Origin of the sequence: Sphingomonas sp., assembly GCF_964263785.1 — a bacterium.
Lineage (GTDB): Bacteria > Pseudomonadota > Alphaproteobacteria > Sphingomonadales > Sphingomonadaceae > Sphingomonas.
This window is the reverse complement of record NZ_CAXVWL010000072.1, coordinates 1-8,963: the sequence shown is the minus strand read 5'-3', so window position 1 is coordinate 8,963 and position 8,963 is coordinate 1. Positions and strand designations below refer to the sequence as shown.

General features: G+C 69.4%; 7 protein-coding genes, 1 pseudogene and 1 CRISPR repeat array. Of the genes and pseudogenes, 1 reads left to right on the top strand and 7 read right to left on the bottom strand.

Annotation, left to right across the window (positions count from 1 at the left end):
* Positions 1–14 precede the first annotated feature (14 nt).
* Positions 15–309: direct repeats of the CRISPR family, unit length 32 nt; unit sequence GTTTCGATCCACGCCCCCGCGCGAGGGGCGAC.
* A gap of 177 nt (positions 310–486) precedes the next feature.
* From cas2 to ACE5C1_RS09710, 7 genes are all read right to left on the bottom strand, one after another.
* Positions 487–777, bottom strand: coding sequence for a CRISPR-associated endonuclease Cas2 (cas2, locus tag ACE5C1_RS09740; protein ID WP_374943877.1), 291 nt, complete (start codon positions 775–777; stop codon positions 487–489).
* Between the two features lie 3 nt (positions 778–780).
* Positions 781–1,821, bottom strand: coding sequence for a type I-C CRISPR-associated endonuclease Cas1c (gene cas1c, locus ACE5C1_RS09735; RefSeq protein ID WP_374943876.1), 1,041 nt, complete (start codon positions 1,819–1,821; stop codon positions 781–783).
* A 4-nt stretch (positions 1,822–1,825) separates the two neighbouring features.
* Positions 1,826–2,488, bottom strand: a complete 663-nt coding sequence (cas4, locus tag ACE5C1_RS09730; RefSeq protein WP_374943875.1) for a CRISPR-associated protein Cas4 — start codon at positions 2,486–2,488, stop codon at positions 1,826–1,828.
* Positions 2,489–2,493: 5 nt separating this feature from the next.
* Entirely contained in the window at positions 2,494–3,489 is a 996-nt protein-coding gene (gene cas7c / locus ACE5C1_RS09725) for a type I-C CRISPR-associated protein Cas7/Csd2 (protein ID WP_374943874.1), read from the bottom strand.
* A complete protein-coding gene (gene cas8c / locus ACE5C1_RS09720; protein ID WP_374943873.1) occupies positions 3,479–5,347 on the bottom strand; it encodes a type I-C CRISPR-associated protein Cas8c/Csd1 in 1,869 nt (622 codons plus the stop codon). The genes cas7c and cas8c overlap by 11 nt, the downstream gene beginning before the upstream one ends.
* Complete coding sequence (cas5c, locus tag ACE5C1_RS09715) at positions 5,344–6,021, bottom strand: type I-C CRISPR-associated protein Cas5c (RefSeq protein WP_374943872.1); 678 nt, start codon at positions 6,019–6,021, stop codon at positions 5,344–5,346. Before cas5c ends, cas8c begins: the two co-directional genes overlap by 4 nt.
* Positions 6,022–6,117: 96 nt before the next feature.
* Positions 6,118–8,373, bottom strand: coding sequence for a CRISPR-associated endonuclease Cas3'' (locus ACE5C1_RS09710; protein WP_374943871.1), 2,256 nt, complete (start codon positions 8,371–8,373; stop codon positions 6,118–6,120).
* Positions 8,374–8,641: 268 nt separating this feature from the next.
* Here ACE5C1_RS09710 and ACE5C1_RS09705 point away from each other — a divergent pair.
* Positions 8,642–8,821 (top strand): annotated as a pseudogene (locus ACE5C1_RS09705) (IS481 family transposase); the annotation flags it as partial.
* Positions 8,822–8,963: the final 142 nt, after the last annotated feature.

Below are 8,963 nucleotides of genomic sequence, written 5' to 3'. Positions count from 1 at the left end.
GCCAAGTTGTACGGGTTTCGATCCACGCCCCCGCGCGAGGGGCGACGTGCATCCTCGCAGCAGGGGTGACCACTTGAATGTTTCGATCCACGCCCCCGCGCGAGGGGCGACCGACATCGAAACGAAGCTGGCCCACCTTCGAGGGGTTTCGATCCACGCCCCCGCGCGAGGGGCGACTCTGCGACACCGCTCCGGAACCATCGGCCGGCGTGTTTCGATCCACGCCCCCGCGCGAGGGGCGACCATCAGCCGCGTACCATTGCCCAGCACAACACACGTTTCGATCCACGCCCCCGCGCGAGGGGCGACTGCATTCCGATTACACATTGAGAAACAACGAGCAATCACGCAGGGTGCGCGAACCGGATGGCCCGGCTGCGCCCGGTGCGGCCGCCGATCGCGTGGGTAGCAAGGAAACTGCCCGACCTCAACGACTTGGTCGTCGCGCGAACCCCTGGGGAGGACGACCGCCGCTTTGGGCTCGCGCTATAGGATAATCGTGCCGGTCAGGTCTCGCACGCCCTTGGCGCCGACATGCTCCACGCGCGAGCGGCCCTTCGCGCCCAGCGCGTAGAAGCGCAGGCTGTCATGCTCGCGGTCGATCTCGCCGATCAGTCTGGCACGTAGCACCGCCCACTGCGCCGGGTCCACCTCGCATTCGAACACCGAGTTCTGCACCCGCTGGCCGAAGTCGAGACAGGTCCGCGCGACCCGCCGGAGCCGGCGACGCCCTGCGGCGTTCTCGGTGCCGACGTCATAGGTGACGAGCATCAGCACCGGTCACTTCCACACGAAAGGCGGATAGCCGTCGAGGTCGCCGCGCAAGTGCCGCGCCAGGAGCTGCGCCTGGAGGTGGGGCACCAGACCCAAGGTGACCTTCTCGCCCAGGAACGGATGGCGCAACTCCTCCTTCTTGCGCTCCTGCCATGCCACCAACACCGCCTTGCGCGGATCGTCCTTTAACAGGACCGCACCGCCCGCCTCCACGGTGAAGTCGCCCGCCGTCACCTGTCGCCGGTTGATCAGGCTGAGCGCGAGCCGGTCGGCCAATACCGGGCGCAACTCCTCCATCAGGTCGAGCGCGAGGCTGGCGCGCCCCGGCCGGTCGGCGTGGAGCAGCCCGACCTGCGGATCGAGCCCGACGCTCTCCAGCGCCGAGCGGCAATCATGGCCGAGCATCGCGTACAGGAAGTTGAGTAGCGCGTTGACGCGGTCGAGCGCTGGACGCCGGGACCGCGTGGCAAAACGGAACGCGGGATCGTCGACGCGCAGCAGATGGGGAAACGCCGCGAAATAGGCCGCGCCCGCCTCTCCCTCGATGCCGCGCACCGTCGCGACCTCGTCGCCGAGCATCGTCCGGCGGGCGGAGTCGCCCAGCCGCAGCTCGGCCTCGACCAGCGCGGCGCGCGCCTCCGCCGTCATTGTCGCGCCGTGGTCGCGCAGCGCGCGGCGGACAACGGTGCGCTGGTTCGCACATTTGGCGGCCACGATGCCGCGCACGACGGGCATCGCGCGCGCGGGATCGTCGGCCGCGCGGTACTGGGCGCGGCGAAGCAGGACGTTGCCGGTGCGCGGGCCCTCGACGCGCGCCTGGAAACGGCCGTTCGGCGTCAGGAACGACACCGCCACTCCCGCCTCGGCGCAGGCCGCCATCAGCGCGGGCGACATGCCGGCGCGACCAAAGCAGACCAGCCCGCCGATCATGTGGATCGGCGCGCGGCCGCGCTCGGCTCCGTCCACCTCGACGACGATGTTGGCACCGTCCTTGCGGACCCAGGCGTCGGGGCTGGTGACGTAGATGGTGTTGAGGTGGCGGCGCACCGGGTCAGTCCGCGAGCTGGCGCGCCAGCCAGCGCTCGACGGAGCGCCGCGCGGCTATCGCATCGGGGCGGCACAGCGGCTCCAGTGAGCAGCGGGCGCAACCGGGCATGGGCACGGGCGCGGGCGTGATCCGCGACTCGAGCATCGTGCGCACGGCCAGCGCGGTGGCGGTGGTCAGCGCGCGGAGTTCGGCATCGAACGCGACGGCCGTGCGGCGGCGAAGCCGGGCATAGAACAGCGCACCCTCCGGAACCTCCGCCCCGAACATCTCCTCCAGGCACATCGCCTGCGCACAGAGCTGGACGTCGTCGGCGCGGTGGGTCTTGGGTTGCCCGCGCTTGTACTCGACCGGATAGGGCCGCAGGTCCGGCGCGCGGCCGTGGAGTTCGACCGCATCGGCCTTGCCCGTCACGCCCAGTGCCATCGAGCGCAGCGCGATGCCGCGCACCGTGCGCACGCCGCGCCGCTTGTCCGCTCCGCCGTCGTCCACGCGCTCGTGAAGGATACGGCCCTCGGCGGTGGCGCCGTCCTCGAGCCATTGCTGCTCCAGGTGGATGAGCGCGCATTGCCGGGGACAGAAAAGCTGGTGCTGGAGCGCGGAGATAGGGACGAGGTCGTCTTCGTCGATCGCCCCAGGCGTCGGGGAGGGCGGCGCTGGCGGCTCCACCTGCGCTACATCCGGGTGATCGTGACGCCCGAGGGCGCGGCGGCCTCGTCGACCGTCACCGCGTAATCATCGTAGCTACGCGCGGGCGGCCAGTTGCCGATCGCGGGCGAGTCGACCTCGTGGAGCGCGGACAGGTCGCTCGCGTCGTCGCCCGGGCGCTTGCGCCGCGCCTTGACGAGGCCGAACAGCTTGTCGGCATGGGCGTTGCCGAGCGCGCCGTCATGCGCGAACACGATCAACTCGCGCGTGGCCATCTCGCCGCGCGCGGCCGAGCGATCATGCTCGAACATGTCGCGCAGCGCCGTCCACAACAGCTCCAGGTCCGCCTCGGTGAAGCCGGTGCCCTTGGTCGGATGGCTGGCGAGCGGGGCCGACACGAAACCGTGCGCGCGGTACAGGCCATAGGGGATGATGTGCTTGCGGCCCATGGTGCGGTTGTCGGTGCGCTCGTCGTCGCCCGCGCCGGCCTCGCGCTTCTCCTTCTCGGCGGCGTTGGTCGCCGCCATGCGGGTGATCGAGATTTCCAGCGGCAGCACCGCTTCCACCGATCGAGCGAAGGTGATCTGGACGGGCCCGCGTACCTGCCCCGCGTTGACGCCGGTCGACAGCACCGCGCCAAAGGCGCGAATGTCGAAGAAGTTGCCGCACATCCAACCGCGGATGGCCTTGGCCTCGCCGTCGCTTTTCGGATTGAGCTTTTTGTCAGTCTTGGCCTTCTCGTCGCCGGGCCTGAGCGCGACAAAGGCTTCGCGGTGCGCGTCGTTCAGGATCGCGCCCTCGGTGACATAGATGCGGTATCCCGGCTGCGCCTCCCGGGCGAGTTCCACATAGTTGCGGACCTTGCGCTTGAGGCAGACGTCGGACACGAGCCCTCGATTGGTCTCGGGGTCGAGGCGCGGCAGGTTGCCCGCGTCGGGGTCGCCGTTCGGGTTGCCGTTCGTCACGTCGAAGAACAGCACGAAATCGTGGCGGCGCGTCAGCGCCGGGCTGTCAGTTGGCATCGTCATTTCCCTGTTCGTCGACCACGTCCTTCTTGGCGAAGCGCGCGGCGCGTTGATGATAATAGCCGATCGCGAATCGGCCCTGCTCCTCCAGCCGGAGCGAGCGAGGCAGCTCGGTCGCCAGCCCGCCCACCACCTCCTCCAGGTCGCGTTCCAGCCCGCCCGACTTGCCCTCTTTGCGGAGCGAGGCGAGGTGGTTCTGCGCGCCGCGCAGCAGCAGGGGAAAGACGCTGGCCGGGGTCGCCGAGGCGGCCCCGAAATAGCGGTCGCGGATGGTCGCGTTGACCCGCCCGAGCGCGTTGTACTGTGCCGCCTCCAGCACGGCGAACAGTCGGCCGAGGCGGTAGGCGGGGTTGGTTTCTTGCTTGTCGAGGCTCATGGGCGCCCCCTCCTTTGTCATGCCAAGTCGGTGATCGCGGGCGAGAACGGCGCGGATCGCGGCGGCGTGCCAGCCGGTCGCGGGATCGTCGCCCGCGCGCAGCCGCATGATCGCGGTCGACAGCAGCGTACGCGGATAACGCCCGCCGCCGAGCACCGCGCGCGCCATCTCGCCCGCGAGGAGCGGTGGGATGTTGTCCCATTTCTCTTGCGGCGCGGTTGTCTTGAGCAGCAGGAGGTTGATCGACGGCCCCGCGCCCCAACCGAGCGGCGCGGGTTCGACCCGGCAATCCCCGGCATGGGCGGCGACGTGCGTCGCCAGGTGGCCAAGCGTTTCGGTCAGCCAGAAACGCACGGACAGCCGCGCGGCGTTGGGGGCGAGGCCCAGGACATGGATTCGGACGCCCGGTGGGATGGATAGCTCGCCAAAGGCGGCCGAACGGCCCTCGGCCAGGCTTTCCAGCATTTCGCGGACCTGGGCGGCATAGGCGGAGTCCTGATCCTGATCGACGCGGTCCACCGTCTCGAACATCGACGCGAGCATTGCCTCGGCGGCGGCGGCGAGCTCCTCGCCGACATCAGCGGTGTCGGCCCAGAACACGGTGGTGGTGTCCCCCAGCCTGAAGCGATGCCGGTGGCGGACCTCGCGCGACCGCCGACGCGCCGGGTCGAGATGCTGGCTCGCGACGAGCTGGACGCGGCTGCCGCTTCCCCGGTCGAGCAGACGGTTGAGCGCGGCGCCATAGCGGAACGCGGCCGCCTGTCCGGTCGGCGCGTTCGCGCCCTGCTCACGCCCGTAGGACGAAAAGGCGTCGAGGTTGAACGACACCAGCGCCGCGCCCATCGTCTGCGCGCCATCGACGCCCTTGATGGCCGGGTGAAGCCGCGCGATCGGCGCATCGGTGCCGCTGACCAGGCAATGGATGCTGTCGCCCGCGACGCCCCGCGCCTCGATCAGCGGCAGCGCCGCCGGGCGATCGTGGATGAACCGCGGCCTGCCATCGGGGCCGGCGTCGCCGGCAAGTCGGAACACGATGTTGGTGTCGAGCATGTCGGCGGAGAAAGGCGCCTCGGCGAAGCGGTCAGGCGTCCACTTCTCCAGGAACTTACGGAAGGCGGTCAGCCCTTCATCGCTGCTGTCCGCCAACAGCCCGATGTGCAGGTCGCGAAACGCCTGATGCTGCAAGGGAGTGCGCTTGTCCGGAACGATGGCGGCACCGAGTGCGTAAGAGGTCTTGTCCCATAGAAAGAACGGGCTCACGCCGATCCCGGGGCGCTTGAACGAGGCGGGCACATCGCGCAGCACCGCCACCGGCTTCCTGCCCGTCGTGTCGCGCAGGTCGGTGACGTCGACCACCGCGCCCGCCGCATCGATCACCACCGCGAAGCTGATCTTCTCGCGGCTGAACCCGGGCAGTTCGGCATCGCCCCGCGCGGCCATGCGGTCGTAGTAGCTCGACAGCGCCTGAAGCACGGTCACGCGACCACCCCTTCGGCGAGCAGCCGCTCGACCTCGATCACCCCGCCCTCCATCCGCGCGCGAAAGAAGCGCGCGGGCATCGCCGGGGTATAGCCGGGTTCATAGTTCATCCAGCCCAGGTCGCGGTCGCGGTCCCCCGGGGCCAGCTCGCTCGGGGGCAGCGGGTCGCCCTCCTCCAGCAGGCGGAAATCCGCCGTGAACTCGCGCGTCCCCAGACAGGGGCGGTGAAAGCACTGGCCGGCGGCGGCGCGGCGGTTGAACATGCTGATGTGCTTGGCCGGGTTGTCGTCGGCGCCCGCCCGGTCGGTGAGCGCGAACCGCGCCTCGATGACATAGGCGACGTCGACCAGCAGCGTCGACGCGCGCTGCTGGCGCGTGCCGGCGATGTCGATGCCGAGCCCGGCGGTGGTCCCCGCCTTCATCGCGCTCTTCGCGCGATCGGCCGACGCCTTGGCCGACACCTCGTTGCGGCGGATCGACCGAAACCTGATGGGCTTGAGCACATGAATGCGCGTCACGTCCCACCGGATCGCCGGTTTCCAATGGATCGCGTCGAGGATGCCGCGCGCCGCCGCCGGGGTGATCACGTCATAGGAGACGCGCTCGACCTTCATCTCCGGCCGCGTGAAACACGCATGATCTCCCCAGACATGCAGGCGGACACCAAAGGCCATCGCGCGTAGTTCTCCCCTTGTTCGGCAAGCTGACACGCGTCTGGCCGGATCGCAATTCCCAAAGTTGCTCCATTCCGGATAGGCTGGCGGACCAGTTCAGAAAATTCCCGCGCTCGCCTCCATCCCGAACTCGTCGAGCGAGAGCCCGGTACGTTCGCTGTAGAGGCTGTCGATGGCGAGGTGGACGTAGTCGTCGCCGTATCTCGGGTCGACCGGCTGGACCGCACCGCTCGCCAGCATCCGCGCGCGTGCCTTGGTCGGAATCGACACGGTGTACCGCTGCAACCGGCGCAGCACGCTCGCGGGCGGGCGATCGGCGGCCCGCAACGCGGCGAGCAGGTTTTCGACTTCGCCTGGCTCCGCGCCGCCGCGCCAGGGGACGATGACCGGGTCCATCACGTCATCGATGATCCGGAACGCGCGGGCGATGCCGGCATACGGTGGCGCGAGGCGGATCTGGTCCATGCCGACGATGCTGAAGCTGTCCTTGAGCCTCTGGAGGATCGGAAAGCGCTCGCCTTCGATCGTCGCCGCGTCGAGCGCCTCGTCACCCTTGGTCCAATAGAGCTCGGTGAAATAGGCGTGGATCGCGGCCAGCCCGAGCGGATCGTCGCCGTGAAGCCGGAGCGCGGCGCGCATCGCCCCGGTCGGCTGGGCGAAGGCGGCGGGCGGCTTCTGGTCCGCCGGCGCGAAGATGACGACGCGGCCCGTGTCGCGCTTGCCCTCGCGGTTCACGCGGCCGGCGGTCTGTGCGATGCTGTCCAGCCCCGTCTCGGCCCGCCACGCCTCCGGGAAATCGACGTCCACTCCCGCCTCGATCAGCGACGTCGCGACCAGCCGCACCGGCCGGCCCGCCGCGAGATCGCCGCGCGTCTCTGCCAGCACCTGGCGGCGGTGCGCCGGGCACATCAGCGTCGTCAGGTGGCGTGCGCCGGGCTGGTCCGCGATCAGCCCGAACAGCATCTGGGCGTGCTTGCGGCTGTTGACGATGCACAGCAGTTGCGGCTGCTCGGCGAAGCGGGCGGCGATCGCCGCGTCGTCGACCTCGCCGACATGCTCCACCGTCACGCGCCTCAGCCGGTGGTACAGCCCCTTGGGATCGGGCGCGAGTTCGCGGTCGGGCGCGATCTCCAGCCCGTCGATGAACCCGTCCTCTCGGCGCAGCGCCGGCTGGGTCGCCGTGCACAGCACGATGCTGGCGCCATAGTTGGTCGACAGCTCGCGGATGGCCTCGACGCATGGGCGCAGCAAGGGCACGGGCAGCGTCTGCACCTCGTCGAGAATCACGACGCTCCGCGCCAGATTGTGGAGCTTGCGGCAGGCGCCGGTGCGGTTCGCGTGCAGGCTTTCGAAGAACTGCACCGCCGTGGTCACCACGATCGGCACATCCCAATTCTCCGATGCGCGGCGCAGCTTGGCCAGCGCCTCGCGCCCGTCGGCGTCGGTCTCCACGCCGTCCCAATCGACATTGCCATGATGTTCGAGCACGTCGTCGTCGCCCAGCACCGCGCGCAAGACGTCGGCGGTCTGGTCTATGATCGAGGTGTACGGGGCCACGAGGACCACGCGGTCGAGCCCGTGGGCGACCGCGTGGTCGAGCGCGAAGGCGAGGCTGGCGAGCGTCTTGCCGCCGCCGGTCGGCACCGTCATCGTGAACAGCCCCGGCGGCGACGCGGCCGCGGCACGGGCATGAGCCAGGATGTTGGCGCGCAGCCGGTTGATCGGCTCGCCCGCGCGCGGACCGCCGGCGAACCCGGCCATGTGACGGTCGAGGCGGTCGCGCAGCTCCGCCAGCGTGGCATGGCCGCCGCGCTCCCGCTCGCCGTAGAACGCCTCCGTCGCCAGGAAGTCCGCGTCTACCAGGCACGAGAAGATCATCCGGCCAAGGAACGCCAGGCTGTAACCTGGGGACGCCGCGGCGCGTCCCAGCTTGACGGCGACCTGGTTCGGCAACCCCGGCGCCTGCGCCTCCCATCCGGCGTAGCGGGGCAGCTCCTTGGTCAGCCGCGCGTCGAAACTCGCGTCCGCGTCGGGCAACCCGGCATGGTGTCCCGCCACCGCCAGCGCGATCAGCCGGCCCCAGGGGGGCGCGAACCGCGCCGCCTCGACCGCGCCTGCGGTGCTGTGGTCGGGGCTGGGCCCGTGGTCGTCGATGTAGCGCTGAAACTCGGCCGAGTTCTTGCCGATGTCGTGCAGCCATCCCGCCGCCGCCGCCGCTGCGCCCGCCCCGAACGGAGCGGCGAACGCGGCCGCCTGGTCGGCCACCGCGCGCAGATGGTGGAGCAGCGGCTCCCAGGTGTCGCGCGGTTCCCCGGGTCTCGAATGCGCGTAGGGCTGATTGTGTTCCGTCATGGCTCAGCTCGTTTCATCAAACAACTCGGTATCAGAACCGATAAAAGGCTTCACCTCTCCCTAATTTCATACTTGGTGAAAGACGATCAAGGATTGCACGACGAAAACTCGAAAATGGCGATGGCCGATAACGGGATCATGTTGATTCTTGAGGTACACTTCACGTAATCAGGCCGCCCCCCATGAAAGAGTCTTCCGTTTACGTCGTCTCAGTACGCTGCAGGAGCTGAAGTAGTTGGCGCATTCCTGTGGCTGGCACAGGTCGACCATCTTCGCATTCCGGCGACACACGCTGCTGCCGCTGGACGACTGCGCGTACGCCTTGCAGGCCACCATCCCGCACCTGACGCGCTCTTCGCTGCACCCCCACGGCATCAGCCGGTTGCCCGATGTCGACGGCGACAAGCCGGTGCGGGCGAATTTCAAGGCGTACCCGACTGGCTACTTCGGGCGCGCGCGGCACGACGGGGTCGGTGTTCACCGTCGACGACGGCCAGTCGCTATAGTAGCGGCGCCATAGCAATCGTTCGAAAGCCCAAGCCATGCGTGAAGCAGCGATCGTCGCCACCGCGCGGACCGGCATCGGCAAG

Bases quoted from the DNA above. Each gene is read 5' to 3' on its own strand.
- cas7c (WP_374943874.1), bottom strand. From the start codon at position 3,489: ATGCCAACTGACAGCCCGGCGCTGACGCGCCGCCACGATTTCGTGCTG.
- cas5c (WP_374943872.1), bottom strand. From the start codon at position 6,021: ATGGCCTTTGGTGTCCGCCTGCATGTCTGGGGAGATCATGCGTGTTTC.
- ACE5C1_RS09710 (WP_374943871.1), bottom strand. From the start codon at position 8,373: ATGACGGAACACAATCAGCCCTACGCGCATTCGAGACCCGGGGAACCG.